12 protein-coding genes are annotated in these 14864 nt (G+C 75.0%); 4 read left to right on the top strand and 8 right to left on the bottom strand.

All coding sequences use genetic code 11. The annotated features are described in order from the left end of the window. Positions 1–116 precede the first annotated feature (116 nt). The 3 genes from hrpA to ABTW95_RS07510 all read left to right on the top strand — a co-directional run bounded on the left by hrpA (position 117) and on the right by ABTW95_RS07510 (position 6682). Positions 117–4049, top strand: coding sequence for an ATP-dependent RNA helicase HrpA (gene hrpA, locus ABTW95_RS07520; RefSeq protein ID WP_396451424.1), 3933 nt, complete (start codon positions 117–119; stop codon positions 4047–4049). 71 nt (positions 4050–4120) lie between these two features. Beyond that, positions 4121–5074, top strand: a complete 954-nt coding sequence (gene pip, locus ABTW95_RS07515; protein ID WP_396451441.1) for a prolyl aminopeptidase — start codon at positions 4121–4123, stop codon at positions 5072–5074. Between the two features lie 75 nt (positions 5075–5149). Continuing rightward, positions 5150–6682 (top strand): chromosome segregation ATPase, encoded by a 1533-nt coding sequence (locus ABTW95_RS07510; RefSeq protein WP_500225514.1) that lies wholly within the window; start codon positions 5150–5152, stop codon positions 6680–6682. Positions 6683–6709: 27 nt separating this feature from the next. On the opposite strand, the gene ABTW95_RS07505 is transcribed toward ABTW95_RS07510, so the two are convergent. The 3 genes from ABTW95_RS07505 to ABTW95_RS07495 all read right to left on the bottom strand — a co-directional run bounded on the left by ABTW95_RS07505 (position 6710) and on the right by ABTW95_RS07495 (position 8350). Beyond that, positions 6710–6925 (bottom strand): hypothetical protein, encoded by a 216-nt coding sequence (locus ABTW95_RS07505; protein WP_396451427.1) that lies wholly within the window; start codon positions 6923–6925, stop codon positions 6710–6712. A 129-nt stretch (positions 6926–7054) separates the two neighbouring features. After that, a complete protein-coding gene (locus ABTW95_RS07500) occupies positions 7055–7744 on the bottom strand; it encodes a hypothetical protein (RefSeq protein WP_396451429.1) in 690 nt (229 codons plus the stop codon). Between the two features lie 90 nt (positions 7745–7834). Beyond that, positions 7835–8350 (bottom strand): hypothetical protein, encoded by a 516-nt coding sequence (locus ABTW95_RS07495; protein ID WP_396451430.1) that lies wholly within the window; start codon positions 8348–8350, stop codon positions 7835–7837. 191 nt (positions 8351–8541) lie between these two features. Here ABTW95_RS07495 and ABTW95_RS07490 point away from each other — a divergent pair, with 191 nt between their 5' ends. Next, positions 8542–9330 (top strand): ABC transporter ATP-binding protein, encoded by a 789-nt coding sequence (locus ABTW95_RS07490; protein WP_396451432.1) that lies wholly within the window; start codon positions 8542–8544, stop codon positions 9328–9330. 19 nt (positions 9331–9349) lie between these two features. Here ABTW95_RS07490 and ABTW95_RS07485 read toward each other — a convergent pair whose 3' ends face one another. The 5 genes from ABTW95_RS07485 to ABTW95_RS07465 all read right to left on the bottom strand — a co-directional run bounded on the left by ABTW95_RS07485 (position 9350) and on the right by ABTW95_RS07465 (position 14805). Further along, positions 9350–10699 carry an AAA family ATPase gene (locus tag ABTW95_RS07485; RefSeq protein ID WP_396451434.1) on the bottom strand — a complete coding sequence of 450 codons (1350 nt, stop codon included), beginning with the start codon at positions 10697–10699 and terminating at the stop codon, positions 9350–9352. After that, the gene (locus tag ABTW95_RS07480; RefSeq protein ID WP_396451435.1) at positions 10696–12168 is read right to left on the bottom strand and encodes a hypothetical protein; all 1473 of its coding nucleotides are present in this window, start codon (positions 12166–12168) and stop codon (positions 10696–10698) included. Before ABTW95_RS07480 ends, ABTW95_RS07485 begins: the two co-directional genes overlap by 4 nt. A gap of 7 nt (positions 12169–12175) precedes the next feature. After that, on the bottom strand, positions 12176–13294 hold the full coding sequence (locus tag ABTW95_RS07475) for a hypothetical protein (RefSeq protein WP_396451437.1): 1119 nt from the start codon (positions 13292–13294) through the stop codon (positions 12176–12178). Continuing rightward, positions 13291–13839, bottom strand: coding sequence for a hypothetical protein (locus ABTW95_RS07470; RefSeq protein ID WP_500225512.1), 549 nt, complete (start codon positions 13837–13839; stop codon positions 13291–13293). The genes ABTW95_RS07475 and ABTW95_RS07470 overlap by 4 nt, the downstream gene beginning before the upstream one ends. Before the next feature lie 363 nt (positions 13840–14202). Next, complete coding sequence (locus ABTW95_RS07465) at positions 14203–14805, bottom strand: class I SAM-dependent methyltransferase (protein ID WP_500225510.1); 603 nt, start codon at positions 14803–14805, stop codon at positions 14203–14205. Between the last annotated feature and the right edge of the window lie 59 nt (positions 14806–14864).

The raw sequence follows: 14864 nt of genomic DNA, 5'->3' as shown, positions 1-14864 counted from the left end.
TGTATCCCGTCGCCGCCCGGAAAATGGATCGCCCCGCGCGGGGCGTCCCGGCTACGGTGCGGAGGTTTGCGGGTGAGCGGGGCCGCGGGCCCGCAACCCTATCCTTGGTGACGGATATGAGGTCGAGTGTGAAACCGCCGCTCGCCGGCCTGCGCGCGCGCCTGCCCGAGCTGATGCTCCGCGATCAGCACCGGCTGCGCCGCCGGATCGACGGCGTCCAGAAGATGCGGGACGCCGCGCGCCGCGCGAAGGCCGCCGAGGAGATCGCCGCCGACGTCGAGGCCGCCGAGCGGCGGGTCGAGCGGCGGCGCCGCGCCGTGCCCGCGGTCACGTACCCGGCCGACCTGCCGGTGGCGCGCAAGAAGGACGACATCCTCGCCGCGGTGCGCGACCACCAGGTCGTGATCGTCGCGGGCGAGACCGGGTCGGGGAAGACCACCCAGATCCCCAAGGTCTGCCTGGAGCTGGGGCGCGGCGTGCTCGGCTCCATCGGGCACACCCAGCCGCGCCGGCTGGCCGCGCGCACGGTCGCCGACCGCATCGCCGAGGAGCTCGGCACCGAGCTCGGCGACGCCGTCGGGTACAAGGTGCGGTTCACCGACCGGTCCGGCGACGACACGCTCGTCAAGCTGATGACGGACGGCATCCTGCTCGCCGAGATCCAGACCGACCGGCTGCTGCGCCAGTACGACACACTGATCATCGACGAGGCGCACGAGCGCAGCCTCAACATCGACTTCCTGCTCGGCTACATCAAGGAGATCCTGCCCCGGCGCCCCGACCTGAAGGTGATCATCACCTCGGCGACGATCGACCCGGAGCGGTTCTCCGAGCACTTCGACGACGCGCCGATCGTGGAGGTGTCGGGGCGCACCTACCCGGTGGAGGTCCGCTACCGGCCCGTCGCCGACCCCGACGACCCGTCCGCCGACCCCGACCGCGACCAGATCCAGGCGATCATCGACGCGGTCGACGAGCTGCGCCGCGAGGGCCCAGGCGACGTGCTGGTGTTCCTCAGCGGCGAGCGCGAGATCCGCGACACCGCCGACGCGCTGACCAAGCACTTCACCCGGCAGAAGACCTCCACCGAGGTGCTGCCGCTGTACGCGCGGCTGTCGTCGGCCGAGCAGCACCGGGTGTTCCAGCCGCACCGCGGCCGGCGCGTCGTGCTGGCCACCAACGTCGCCGAGACGTCGCTGACCGTCCCCGGCATCAAGTACGTCGTCGACCCCGGCACCGCGCGGATCTCCCGCTACAGCCACCGGCTGAAGGTGCAGCGGCTCCCGATCGAACCGGTGTCGCAGGCGTCGGCGAACCAGCGCAAGGGCCGCTGCGGGCGGGTGTCCGAGGGCGTCTGCATCCGGCTGTACTCCGAGGAGGACTTCGAGTCCCGGCCCGAGTTCACCGACCCGGAGATCCTGCGCACCAACCTCGCGTCCGTCATCCTGCAGATGACCGCGCTCGGCCTCGGCGACATCGCCGCGTTCCCGTTCGTGGAGCCGCCGGACCGCCGCAACATCAAGGCCGGCGTCGACCTGCTGCACGAGCTGGGCGCCATCGACCCGTCCGAGAAGGACCCGCGCAAGCGCCTCACCCCGCTCGGCCGCCGCCTCGCCCAGCTGCCCATCGACCCCCGCCTCGGCCGCATGGTGCTGGAGGCCGAGAAGAACGGCTGCGTCCGGGAGGTGCTGGTCATCGCGTCGGCGCTGTCCATCCAGGACCCGCGCGAGCGCCCCGCCGAGCACCAGCAGGCCGCCGACGAGAAGCACCGCCGCTTCGCCGACCCCACCTCCGACTTCCTGGCCTACCTGAACCTCTGGAACTACCTGCGCGAGCGGCAGAAGGAGCTGTCGGGCAGCGCGTTCCGGCGCATGTGCAAGAACGAGTTCCTGCACTTCCTGCGCGTCCGCGAGTGGCAGGACCTGCACGGCCAGCTCAAGCAGGTCGCCAAGGGGCTCGGCATCACGCTGAACACCGCCGACGCCCCGCCGGACCGCATCCACGTCTCGCTGCTCGCCGGCCTGCTGTCGCACATCGGGCTCGTCGACGCCGAGAAGAAGGACAGGCAGCGCCGCGGGCAGGAGTACCTCGGCGCGCGGGGCGCGAAGTTCGCCGTGTTCCCCGGGTCGTCGCTGTTCAAGAAGCCGCCGCGCTGGGTGATGTCGGCGGAGCTGGTCGAGACGTCCCGGCTCTGGGGGCGCATCAACGCCAAGATCGAGCCCGAGTGGATCGAGCCCCTCGCCCAGCACCTGGTCAAGCGCGACTACAGCGAGCCGCACTGGTCGAAGAAGCAGGCGGCCGTCATGGCGCGCGAGAAGGTCACCCTCTACGGGGTGCCGATCGTCGCCGACCGCCGCGTCAACTACGGCCGCATCGACCCGGCCCTGTCGCGCGAGCTGTTCATCCGGCACGCGCTCGTCGAGGGCGACTGGGAGACCCACCACCGGTTCTTCCACGACAACCGCGCCCTGCTGGACGAGGTCGAGGAGCTGGAGCACCGCGCCCGCCGCCGCGACATCCTCGTCGACGACGAGACCCTGTTCGACTTCTACGACGAGCGCATCCCCGAGGACGTCGTCTCCGGGCGGCACTTCGACGCCTGGTGGAAGAAGGCCCGGCGCACCGATCCCGACCTGCTCGGGTTCGAGAAGTCGATGCTCATCAACGAGGCGGCGGGCGGCGTCAGCGAGGCCGACTACCCGGACGTGTGGAAGCAGGGGCCGCTGCGCCTGCGCCTCACCTACCAGTTCGAACCCGGCACCGACGCCGACGGCGTGACCGTGCACATCCCCGTCCAGGTCCTGAACCAGGTCCGGCCGGACGGGTTCGAGTGGCAGGTCCCGGGCCTGCGCGCCGAGCTGGTCACCGAGCTGATCCGGTCGCTGCCGAAGCAGCTGCGCGTCAACTTCGTCCCGGCGCCCGACTACGCCCGCAAGGTCCTCGACCGCGTCGCGCCGCGCACCGAGCCGCTGCTGGACGCCCTGGAGCGCGAGCTCACCGCGATGACCGGCGTGCCCATCGCCCGCGAGGCGTGGGACCCGTCCCGGCTGCCCGCCCACCTGCGCATCACGTTCCGCGTCGTGGACGAGAGGCGCCGCACCCTCGGCGAGGGCACCGACCTCACCGAGCTGAAACGCCGCCTCGCCGGCAAGGTCCGCGGGACGCTGTCGAAGGCGGCGTCCACCGTGGAGCGCTCCGGCCTCACCGAGTGGACGATCGGGGAGCTGCCCCGCACCTACGAGCGGAGGCAGAACGGCTACGACGTCAAGGCCTACCCGGCGCTCACCGACGAGGGCGAGAGCGTCGCCGTCCGCATGTACGAGACGGAGGCCGAGCAGCGCCGCGCCATGTGGCTCGGCACGCGGCGGCTGATCCTGCTGAACGCGCCGTCGCCGGTGAAGCTCATCCAGGGGCGCCTGACCAACCGGGGCAAGCTGGCGCTCAGCCACAACCCGCACGGCTCCGTCGCCGCGCTGTTCGACGACTGCGTCACCGCCGCAGCCGACCGGCTGATCGCCGAGGCGGGCGGCCCCGCCTGGGACGAGGACGGCTTCCGCGCCCTGTACGACCGGGTCCGCGCCGACCTGCACGACGCGACCGCCGAGGTGGTCGGCCTGGTGGAGCGGATCCTCGCCGAGGCCCACGAGGTGGACCGGCGGGTCCGCGGCACCACGAGCCTCACCCTCGTCCCGGCGCTCGCCGACATCCGCGGCCACCTGGGGAGGCTGATCCATCCGGGGTTCGTCACCGCGACGGGCTGGGCGCGGCTGCACGACGTGCCCCGCTACCTGCGCGCCCTGCAGGTCCGGCTCGACAAGCTCCCGGAGAACCCGGGCCGCGACCGGACGCTCGCCCACCAGGTCGACGTGCTGACGCAGGAGTACGAGCAGGCGCTGCGCCGCCTGCACCCGTCCCGCCGCGACGAGGAGCCCGCCCGGCAGATCCGCTGGATGCTGGAGGAACTGCGCGTCAGCCTCTTCGCGCAGCAGCTCGGGACCCGCTTCCCCGTCTCCGACAAGCGCATCCGCAAGGCGATGGCCCAGCTCTGACCGGACGCGCCGGCCCGGGAGCGCCGCCCGGACGAGCATGATCGCGCGCCTGGTATGACTGGATGATGGCGTTGAGGGAGTACTACCCCGCGGTCGAACCGTACGACTCCGGCCTGCTCGACGTGGGCGACGGGAACCGGATCCACTGGGAGACCTGCGGGAATCCCGGCGGCAAGCCCGCGGTGTTCCTGCACGGCGGCCCCGGCGGCGGGGTGCTCCCCGACAACCGGCGGTTCTTCGACCCGTCCAGGTACCGGATCGTGCTGTTCGACCAGCGGAACTGCGGGCGGAGCCTCCCGCACGCCGGCGACCCGTCGGTGTCGCTGGAGCACAACGTCACCCCGCGCCTGGTCGAGGACATCGAACGGCTGCGCGTCCACCTCGGCGTCGACCGGTGGCTGGTGTTCGGCGGAAGCTGGGGGAGCACGCTCGCGCTCGCCTACGCGCAGGCGCATCCGGACCGCGTCACCGAGATGGTGCTGCGGGGCGTCTACCTCGTCCGCCCGCCGGACGAGGCGTGGGGGTTCACCCCGGCCGGGGCGGCGCACCTGTTCCCGGCCGAGTGGGCGGCCTTCCGGGACGCGATCCCGCCTGCGGAGCAGGACGACCTGATGACCGCCTACGGCCGGCGCATCCAGGACCCGGACCCGGCCGTTCACCTCCCGGCGGCCCGCGCCTGGGTGGCCTGGGAGCTGTCGGCGAACACGCTCCGGCCCGTCCCGCCGCCCGAGCTGGACGACGCGACCGTCCTGGCGTTCGCCCGCATCACCCACCACTACATCTCGAACGGCGGCTTCCTCCCCGGGGAGGGGCTCCTCGCGGCCGTCGACCGCATCCGCCGCGTCCCCGCCGTGATCGTCAACGGCCGCTACGACATGAAGACGCCGCCCGATCAGGCGTGGGAGCTGCACCGGGCGTGGCCCGAGGCGGAGTTCCACATCGTCGAGGACGCCGGGCACGGCGGCTCCGAGCCGGGAATCCGGGACCGGCTCATCGAGGCCACCGACCGCTTCGCCGCTCAATGAACGACGAAGTGGGCACCCCCACATCTACCTCCCAAGTCACTGCAGCAACTTCGATCAGTGCGTATGGTTCATTCCATGCCTAACAGCGAAGAGCGCGACAATAGCGGCCCCGAGGGGACGGCCGCGGCTCCCCAGGGCGGCGCGGTCTCCGGAGGCGCGGGGGAGTCCGCCGAGACGGCGGTCGCCCGCATGGGGGACCCGGTCGCGGTCTGGCCGTGCGCCAACTGCGGGCGCCCCGTCCCGCAGCCCGTGGGGGCCGTCCGCGCGGTCCGCTACTGCCAGGACAACGACGGCGTCTGCGCGCGCGAGGCCCGCGAGCGCCGCGACCGCGGCCGGGACGCGCCGGGCCTCACCGGCCAGGTCGCCTCCGCCTGGGAGATGGTCGAGCGGCTGGAGAAGACCGCCGACCTGCTCGCCGAGTCGCTGACCTCCGAGCTGAGCGTCGCCGGCGTCGAGCGCCGCGTCGCCGAGGTGCGCGCCGAGGCCGCCCGCGAGCTCGCCATCGCGCAGAGCGAGCGCGACGCGTCCCAGCGGCGCGCCGAGGAGGCGTGGCAGGAGGCGTCCGCGGCGCGCAAGCGCGCCGACGCGGCGGAAAAGGAGGCCGGGCGCGCCCGGGAGGAGGCCAAGCTCGCCTTCGCCAAGCGCGACGCCGCGCAGCAGGCGTGGGAGGAGGCCCACCAGATCGCCCAGCAGTCGATGACGGCGAAGCTCGCCGCGGAGAGCGAGCGCGACCGCGTCGCCGCGCGCGAGACCGAGCTGCTCGCCGCGCTGGAGGCGGCGCGGGCCGAGCTCGTCGGCCTGCACGCCAAGCTCGCCGAGGCCGAGGGCGCCGCCGAGGCGCAGCGCGTCGAGGCCGCCGTCGCCAAGCAGGGCGCCGAAGACCTCCGCACCGCCATGCGCGACACCGAGGCGCAGCGGCAGCGCGCCATGCAGGCCGCGAGCAAGGCCGAGGCGGAGCGCACCGCCGCGCTGCGCGCCCAGTCCGAGGCCGAGGCGGAGGTCGTCCGCGCCAACGCGCGCGCCGACGAGGCCGCCAAGGAGCGCGACGCCGCCCAGGAGCAGGTGAGGGCCGCGACGGCGGAGCGGGACGAGCTGGCCGCCAAGGTCAACGACCAGGCCGTGCAGCTGCGCCAGTTGTCCCAGTCGGTCGCCGACCAGCAGGCCGCGCTCACCGCGCTCGCCGAGGAGCGCGACGCCGCCCGCGCCGAGGCCGACCGGGCGCGCCGCCAGGTCGACCAGTTCACCCAGGGCACGCTGTCGTCGAACATCCCGCCCGGCGGCCGGATGCCGGGCGGCGGGAGCCCGGCGCCCGCGGCGGGCTTCCCGAACGGCGCCGGGCGGCAGCCCGCCGGGCCGCCGCCGGGCCTGCCCCCGATCGGCGGGCCCGCCGGGCACGGCTCCGTCCCGAACGGGGCCCCGATGCCGCTCGGCGCGCCGCTGCCGAACGCGGCCCCCGCACCGCACGGGACGCCCCCGCACGGGACGCCCCCGCACGGGACGCCGGGCTCCACCACCGGCGGCCACCCGGCGCAGGGCGGCGAACCGCCGCGCCACGGCCGCCCCGTGAACGGCGTGGACCGCGAGGACCCCCTGTTCGCCGGCCCCTGACACGCCCGGGCGGGCGCCCGCCCGGGCTCAGCCGTACCTGACCGCCAGGAACAGCGCCACCGACGCGACCGCGATGATCACCGCGACGTGGCCGCGCTCCCGCGCCGCGGCCTGGCGCAGCAGGCTGACCCGCCGGCGGCTGAGCCGCAGATCCGTGACGCTGCGGCGCGCCCGCTCCCAGTGGACGCCCGTGTAGACCGCGAGGGCCGCCAGCGCCAGGATGAGTAAGCCGTCTCCGCTCATGAGCCGTGCCTCCGTATCCGCGGAAGCTCAGATTGAACAGCGGATCCGGCCGCGCCGACAATGCCGGGCGACACATTTCCGCGATCCATGCGGAACCGGACCGGCCCGGCGCGCGGCGGATCGGCGGCGTCAGCGCCCGAAGACCTCCGGGTCGATCTCGATCCAGATCTGCTCGGCGCGGCCCAGCAGGCGCCCGTCCGCGCCGTAGAGGGCCGTGGCGGCGTGCATCTTGCGGCCCTCGCGGCTGCGCGCGAGCCCCAGCACGACGCACTGCTCGCCGGCTTCGGGGACGTCCATCACCTGCGCGGTCATGGTGCCGAGCACCGCCGGGCGGCCCGCCACGTCGAACGACCACCCGCCCGGGCAGTCGAGCGCCGCCCACACCAGCTCCCGCTCGGGGACCCGGTCGGGGACCCACGGCGTCGCGACGGTGCCGTCGGCGACCGGCCCGGGCTCCAGCCGCAGCCCGTCGCCGGGCTCGCGGTCGGGCCCGCACACGAAGCAGCCGGGGAACGGGTGGTTCTCCTGCGCGCGGTACTTCTCCGCCGCCTCCACCGCCCGCTCGAACGGCACGGGCGGGATCGGCGGCACGACGATCGCCCCCGCGAGCGCCTCCGCGATCAGCCGCTCGCCGTCCCACAGCCGCGCGCTGTGCCCCCGCTCGTCCTCCACCGTGACCGTCAGCTCTGTGTCCAGCGGCGGCGGCTGCCGCAGCGTGACCGTCACCGTGTCGATCGGCACCCGCCCCGCGAGCCTGCCCGCGACGTATCCGCCGTTCCCGGACCCGTCCGGCCCGTGGAATCGCGCCTCAATGATCATTTGCGCCCCCGTACCCACACGCACCTCACCAAAACGGCATAGATCCTATTGTCCCCCGCCGACACCCCGCCCCCCAGGGGTGGAACGACGCTACACGGCCCGCGACGGCTGCGGGCGGCCGGGGCGTGTGGTGAAGAAGACCGAGAGGGAGCCTTGCAGGCGGGCGCGGACGGTCTCCTCGTCGACCGGGCCGTCCGCCGGGACGGGGGTGCGGTCGAGGGCGCGGGCGATGAGCAGGTCGACGTTGCGGTCGGCGACCAGGACGGAGCACGTGTCGCACGCGTACCACGGATAGAGCATGTTGAGGACGGCCACGGCGGTGTCGTCGTCCGACAGGTCCGTGGTGTCGAGTTCGACCTCGAACATGTCGGTGTCGTCGGGGTCGAGCGTCGGGTAGTAGAGCCAGCTCGGCCCGGACGCCCCGCAGAAGTCGCAGCCCGGCTCCCTGGGAAGGGGCTCGCCGACCGCCAGCTCCAGCTCGTGGTCCCACGGCTCGACCCGCCGGTTGTGGCGGTAGCCGACCCCGTCGAGCGAGCCCTCGCGGTTGTGCGTCACGTCGTGCACTTCGCCGCCGCAGCGGGCGCACATGAGGCCGATGTCCTCCATGTCCCCCTCCAGATCGCTGAGGCACCGGATCTCACAGTATCCGGCCGGACGCCTCCCTCGTACCGGACGGCGATTCTCGGGTACGTTGAAGATCGTCAGACGCGCCGCCCCGGCGATCCCGGCCCTCCGCGTCCCCGCACGCCGCACACCGCCTGCGTGCCCCCATGCCGAGTGTTCGAACGGGAGGTTCCGTGTCCGACGTCGTGCTGAACGCCGACAAGATCGACCTGGTCCGGGAGCGGCGGCTGCTGCTCGACCGCGTCACGATGACCGTGCTGCGCGGCGAGCACTGGGCGCTCATCGGCCCGAACGGCGCGGGGAAGAGCACGCTGCTCGGCATCCTCGGCGCCTACACGCACCCGACGCGCGGGACGGCGGAGATCCTCGGGCGCAGGCTCGGCCGGGTGGACGTCCATTCGCTGCGGCCGCTGATCGGGCAGGTCAACCCGCGGCACCCGCTGGAGTCCGCGCGGACCGTCCGGGAGATCCTCCTGACCGGCGTCACCGGCACCATCGAGCTCGTCCCGCGCTGGACGCCGTCCGCGGAGGACCTGCGCCGCGCCGACGAGCTGATGGAGCTGATGGGGCTGGCGGCGCGCGCCGACGCCCGCTGGCCGACCCTGTCGCAGGGGGAGCGGGGCCGGACGCTGATCGCGCGGGCGCTCATGCCGGACCCGGCGGTGCTGCTGCTCGACGAGCCCGCCACCGGCCTGGACGTCGCCGCCCGCGAGCGGCTGCTGGCCAGCATCGACCAGCTGCGCGCCGACCGGCCCGACCTCACGACCGTGCTGGTCACGCACCACCTGGAGGAGCTGCCCACGAGCACGACCCACGCCCTGCTGCTGCGCGAGGGGCGGGTGCTCGCCTCCGGGCCCGCCGGCGAGGTCATCACGACGGAGCTGGTCAGCGAGTGCTTCGACCACCCGATCACGATCACCCGGCACAACGGCCGGTGGGCGGCGACCGCCGGACCCGCCTAGCCTCCCGCCGGACGCCCGGCTAGGCGCCCGCCACGCGGTGGGCGGCGAGGTGGGCGAGCACCGACTGGTTCGCCTCCCAGCCGTCCGGGAACTTCACCGGCACGCCGAGGTGCACCGGCTCGGCGGACGGGTGCGCGTCCAGCAGCTCGGGGATGCCCGCCCGCGCGACCACCACGCACGCGTGCCGGTGCCGCGACGTCAGCACGCACAGCCGCCCCGACTCCAGGTGGAACGCGGTGGCGTCGCGGCGCCCCGACAGCGGGTGCAGGACGACCGTCACGTCGTACTCGCGGCCCTGCAGCCGGTTCGCGGTGTCGACGGTGATGCCGGCGCCGTGCGGGCCGAGCGCCGCGCGGATCGCGGCGACCTGGTCGCGGTGCGCGGCGCCGACCGCGACGCGGGCCGCGTCCACCGGCGCCGCCCCGCGCTCGGAGTGGGCGACGGGACCGCGCTGCAGCAGCCGGACGGCGAGCGCCGCCGTCGCGCGGACCGCCTCGGCGTCGGTGCGCAGCGTGTGCCGCGCCGGCAGCTCGTAGAGGGCCCAGCCGGTCGCCGCGGCCTCCTCCAGCGCCCGGTCGTAGGCGGTGCCCATGCCGCGCGCGCCGAACTCCAGCCGGCGGTCGCCCGGCTCCGTCCCGGCGCGGAACCCGGTGAACGGGTAGAACGCCCGCGACACGACGGGCGCCGCCGACGCGGGCAGCCGCCACGACACCGGCAGCCGGTGGACGGGCAGGTCGGGGTTGTGCGCGAGCAGCACGGACACGGCGCTGCGCATCGGGTCCCACGTGAGGCCCGCCCAGCGTTCGACCTCGACCGTGGAGAACGGGTCGAGCTGCCCGGGGTCGCCGACGAACAGCGCCCGCTCGAACCGCCCGGCGATGCGCAGCAGCATGTCCGAGCGCATCTGGTACGCCTCGTCGACGATCGCCCACGGCCACGAGCCGTCCGAAAGCGTCGCCCACTTCGCCGCGGTCGCGATCACGATCGCGTGCTCGGCCAGGTCGCCGGCCTTCTGCGCGACCCGCACCCGGGGGTGCGCCAGCACGCGGTCGGACGGCGTGTACTGCGACGCCGACAGCCGGCCCACGGTGATGCCGGGGTGCCCGGTCGCGATGCGCTCGATGAGGTCGTCGACCTGCTCGTTGGTCTGCGCCACGATCATCAGCCGCTCGCCGGCCCCGGCCAGGTGCGCGGCGGCGCGGACGACCAGCGTCGACTTGCCCGCCCCGGGCGGCGAGTCGACCACGACGCCGCGGTGCCCGCCCGCGAGATCGGACAGGACGCCGTCGACGACCCGCGCCGCGGCCTCCGACGGGTCGAGTCCGTCGGCCGGCACCGGCACCGGGCGGCGGCCCGGGTGCCCGCTCACGACCATTCCTCCGCGGCGTCCTCGTCGGTCGGCGCGTACTCGCCGGGCGGCCCGCCGTGCGTCCACGGCGTGTCCTCCCGGTCGGGGAACTTCGCCGCGCCGAACGAGCCCTCGGTCAGCGAGGTGAAGCAGACCCGGTCGCCGACCCGCGGGACGGCGCCCGGCTCCGGGGTGAGCTTGCGGCCCATCCCGCCGGTGAGCTCCAGCAGCACGGACCCGTCGCCGATCTCCACGATCCTCCCCTTGAGCGCGGGCCTCGCCGCGTTGCACACGGTCGTCCCGGCGTCGAGCCGCACCGGGTCCTCGGTGCCGACCCGCAGCAGCGGGCGCAGCTTCGGCCGCTTGCCCGTCTCGTCCAGCCGGGCGGGGTCGCACTCGGTGACCGTCCCGCCGAACGCCCGGCCGTCCAGCCGGTGCTCGGCCATGACCAGCGGGTCGTCGAACGCGCGCTGCGCGTCGTAGGCGTCCTGCGCGCGTTCGAGGTCGTGCAGCCGCCGCGCCGCCCGGACGGGCGGGTCGCGGCGCGCCTGAGGATACGCCTCGCCGAACGTCTGGTGGTAGTGGGTGAAGGCGTCCCGGTCGCGCTCCCAGCGGCGCGGCACGCTGGCCCCCTCGGGCAGCGCGCGCAGCAGCCCGACGGCCCGCCACATCAGGTCCCACGTCGGGGCGAGCTGGCCGGCGAGGACGCTCCTCAGCCGCTCCTCGGCGCGCGAGCCGCGCCCCGCCCGGTCGTAGGCGGCGATCGCCGGGGCGAGGACCTCGTTGTCGAACGTCGGGTCGGTGGTGGGCCCGGCGGGCGGGCAGAGCACCGGGTCCTCGGCGCGGGCCGCGGCGGCCGGGCCGTCCATGCCGTCCGGCGGGTCGATCCAGCCCATCAGCGCGGCGAGGTTGCCGTCCTCCAGCGAGCTCTGGCCGGTCGCCCAGTGCAGCCGCAGCGCCTCCGTCATCGCCAGCAGCAGCGACGAGCCGGGATGGTCGTGCCGGTCGGCGAACCACGTCAGCCAGCGGCCGAGCACCGGCACCGCCGGGTCGACCGCGTACGGGCCGTCGGTGCTGCGGAACCGCGTCGACCGGCCCATCAGCCGCAGGAACGCGACGCCGCCCCGGTTCGGGACGAGCAGCTGCGGCGCGTCCCCGTACCGGATCCGCTTCTCGCCCTCCTTGCCGGGCGGCAGCTCCTCCACCTCGCCCCGGCTCGTCTCGATGTGGTTCAGCACGAGCTCGGCGAGGTCGGCGGCGAACGCGAACCGCAGGTCGCGGTTGCGCGGCTGCGGCACGACCAGCAGGGTCGCGTCGTCCGGGGCGCTGCCGGCCATGACGGCGAGCGGCGCCGCCGCCTCCCCGGCGAGCTTCAGCGGGACGAGCACCAGCGGCGCGTCCGGGATGTGGCAGTGCCGCACGGTCGCGAGCGGCTGCGCGGCCCCGGCCGCCACCGCCTGCAACCGCGCGAGCGAGGACAGTGCGCTCATGAAGCGATCACGCCGCCCCGCCCAGCGCCCCGCCCAGCGCCCCGCCCAGCGCCTCGGCGCGCAGCCGGGCCGCCGCGCGCAGCTGCTCGGCCGTCTCGGCCAGGTCGTCGGACGGCTCCAGCGAGCCGTCCGCCAGCGCGAGCGCCGTGCCGACCGTGTCGACGCCGCCGAGGTCGTCGCGGACGGACCGGCCGAGCGCCCCCGTCGCGCCGCACGCGCGCGCCTCGTCCCGGCAGAACAGCGCCATCTCGCAGCCCGACAGGCACTCGGGCGAGTACCGGGCCTCGACCGCCCGGACAGACGCCGCGAGCGTTCCGCCGATCTCGAAGCTCAGATCGGCGGGCAGCTCCGCCAGCAGCGCGTCCACGCGGGTGAGGCGCGCGAGCTGCCGTTCGAGCACGGCGAGCTGCGGCCGCACGTCCAGCGGCGTCGCCGTCGGCCGGTTGGAGAAGTTCTCCGGGCAGACCAGGAACACGTCGTGCGACACGCGCGCCGGGTCGTGCCCCAGCTCGGCCACCAGCCGGCGCAGCGCCAGCACGTACACCGCCGACTGCCGGGCCGCCGCCGCGACCTGCTCCGGCTCGGCCTGCCCGTCCACGACGGCGAACGACTTGATCTCGATGACGTGCAGCCGGCCGGCGAGCTGGAACGCGATGACGTCCGGCTCCAGATAGGCCGGGCACCCGGCGATCTCCAGCCGCAGCAGCGGATGGTCGAACAGCGTGCCCTCGCCCGACTCCAGCGCGCGGGCGAGCAGCCGCCGGGTCCGCGAGTGGCGCAGCTCCCGGCCCTCGTTGCCCGCGACCACCTCCAGGTCGTCGTAGGCGACCTCCGGTACGTCGAGGCCGAGCCGGTCGCGCAGCAGGGTCAGCAGCTCCGCGCACCCGTCCGCCTTCACCTGCGCCTCGAACGCGTTCCCGCGCGTGATCGCGAACTGCGACTGCCCGAACGGCGCGGGGAACCCGAGGGCCCGCGCCACCGCGTCCTTGTCTACGCCCGCCGCGTCCATCACCCCGCGGCGGGCGCAGCCCGGATTGGACGTCAGCGCGGCGATCGTGCGGGCGTCGTGGTTGCGCGGGGGAGTGGCGCCGCGCAGCCGGTCCAGATCCGGTGCGGTGTCGGTCATGGGTCCGTCTCTCCGTTGCTGGCAGGGCGGCGCCCGGAGCCGCGGACGGCGCGCAGCCGGCTGCCGAACAGCCGCTCCGCGTCGTCGAGCCGCTCCCGGGCGCGGGCCGCGGCGGCCTCGCGGCGCCGCCGGTCGGGTTCGCGGTGGACGTCCAGCTCGGCCCGCGCGGCCGCGGCGAGCCTGGCCGGCTCGGCCGTACCGACCGTACCGGTGACCGCGCCGGGAATGTTGGACGCGAAACGCCACAGCAGCCGCTGCACGTCCGGGGACGGCGTCCCGCCCCCGCGCGCGGCGTGCTCGGCGAGCCGCACCGCGGCGGTGAGGAAGTCGGTGCGCGGGCTGAGCGGGCCGACGATCCGCTGCTCCAGCGGCCAGGTGCTCACGGTGAGCAGCCCGCGCGCCGGAGCGAGCAGGTCGGCGGTCAGCGCGGCGCACAGGTAGTACGGCCGCGCGTAGGGGGCGGTGCGGAAGGAGCGCTCCTCGTCGCGGCGCAGGCTCGTCAGCCGGCTCCCCGGGATCTCGCCGGGGAAGAACGCCGCGTACACCGACCCGATCAGCTTGGGCGCGGCCGGCGCGCCGAGGAGCGTCAGCGCCTGGTGGACCTGGTCGCGGACGGGCAGCAGCCCGCGCTCCCCGCCGGCGCGGGCGGCGGGCGCGGGCGCGCCGAGGACGGCGTCGTCCCACGCCCTCTCGGTCGCGCGCAGCTCGGCGCGCAGCCCGCGGGCGGCCCCCCCGGTCCCCGGCCGCCATGGCCCGCCGCACGGCGGCGCGCAGCTCGGCGATGCGCGTCTCCAGCTCGTCGGGGGTCGGGACGCCGGGGGACCGGGACATGCCGCAGACAGTACAGGTGCTTCCGGACAGTTCCAGAGTTTTCCAGTCTTGGGGGACGAGACGGTCGGCCGGGGCGGTCAGCGCGGCTTGCGCCATGCGATCGAGTACCGCCACAGCAGGTGCCGGCGGAACACGGCGCCGGGCAGCAGCCGCAGCGCCTCGTCGCGCACCTCGCCCCAGGTCATCGCCGGGTCGGCGAGCGGGGCGCCGGGCTCGCCCGCGCGCCGCCGGTTGCGCAGCCGGTGGACGTGGTGCGCCGGGAGGCCGAGCCCCGAGAACGCCCAGTCGCGCAGGCCCCGGTTGTTCGCGAGGCCGACGACGACCAGGCTCCCGCCGGGGCGGAGCGCGTCGCGCATCGCCGCCATGCCCTTGGTGAAGTCCATGTGGTGGATCGCGGCGACGCTGCAGACGAAGTCGTAGTGGCCCGCGGGCAGGTCGTGCTCAAGGAGCCCGGCCTCGACGAAGTCGACGTTGCCGATCCCCTCGCTGAGCCGCCTCGCCCTGGCGACCATCTCCGCCGACCGGTCCAGCCCGGTGACGTGCGCGGCGCGGGACGCGAGCCGCCGGACGAGCAGGCCGTCGCCGCAGCCCACGTCCAGCGCCTCGCCGCACCCGCGCGGCACGCCGCGCAGCACGAGGCGGTGGTAGTGGGTGTTGTGGTTCCAGTAGTCGTCGGTCATCCTCACCGCCGCAGTCGGGAGCGCGGGCGCGGCGTGCGGGGCCGTCCCTCCCTCGCGGG

The sequence above is a fragment of the Spirillospora sp. NPDC127506 genome (assembly GCF_040302145.1).
Taxonomy (GTDB): domain Bacteria; phylum Actinomycetota; class Actinomycetes; order Streptosporangiales; family Streptosporangiaceae; genus Spirillospora.
This window is presented reverse-complemented; position numbering and strand designations above follow the sequence as displayed.

Bases quoted from the DNA above. Each gene is read 5' to 3' on its own strand.
- hrpA (WP_396451424.1), top strand. From the start codon at position 117: ATGAGGTCGAGTGTGAAACCGCCGCTCGCCGGCCTGCGCGCGCGCCTG.
- ABTW95_RS07510 (WP_500225514.1), top strand. From the start codon at position 5,150: ATGCCTAACAGCGAAGAGCGCGACAATAGCGGCCCCGAGGGGACGGCC.
- ABTW95_RS07505 (WP_396451427.1), bottom strand. From the start codon at position 6,925: ATGAGCGGAGACGGCTTACTCATCCTGGCGCTGGCGGCCCTCGCGGTC.
- ABTW95_RS07500 (WP_396451429.1), bottom strand. From the start codon at position 7,744: ATGATCATTGAGGCGCGATTCCACGGGCCGGACGGGTCCGGGAACGGC.
- ABTW95_RS07495 (WP_396451430.1), bottom strand. From the start codon at position 8,350: ATGGAGGACATCGGCCTCATGTGCGCCCGCTGCGGCGGCGAAGTGCAC.
- ABTW95_RS07480 (WP_396451435.1), bottom strand. From the start codon at position 12,168: ATGAGCGCACTGTCCTCGCTCGCGCGGTTGCAGGCGGTGGCGGCCGGG.
- ABTW95_RS07475 (WP_396451437.1), bottom strand. From the start codon at position 13,294: ATGACCGACACCGCACCGGATCTGGACCGGCTGCGCGGCGCCACTCCC.
- ABTW95_RS07465 (WP_500225510.1), bottom strand. From the start codon at position 14,805: ATGACCGACGACTACTGGAACCACAACACCCACTACCACCGCCTCGTG.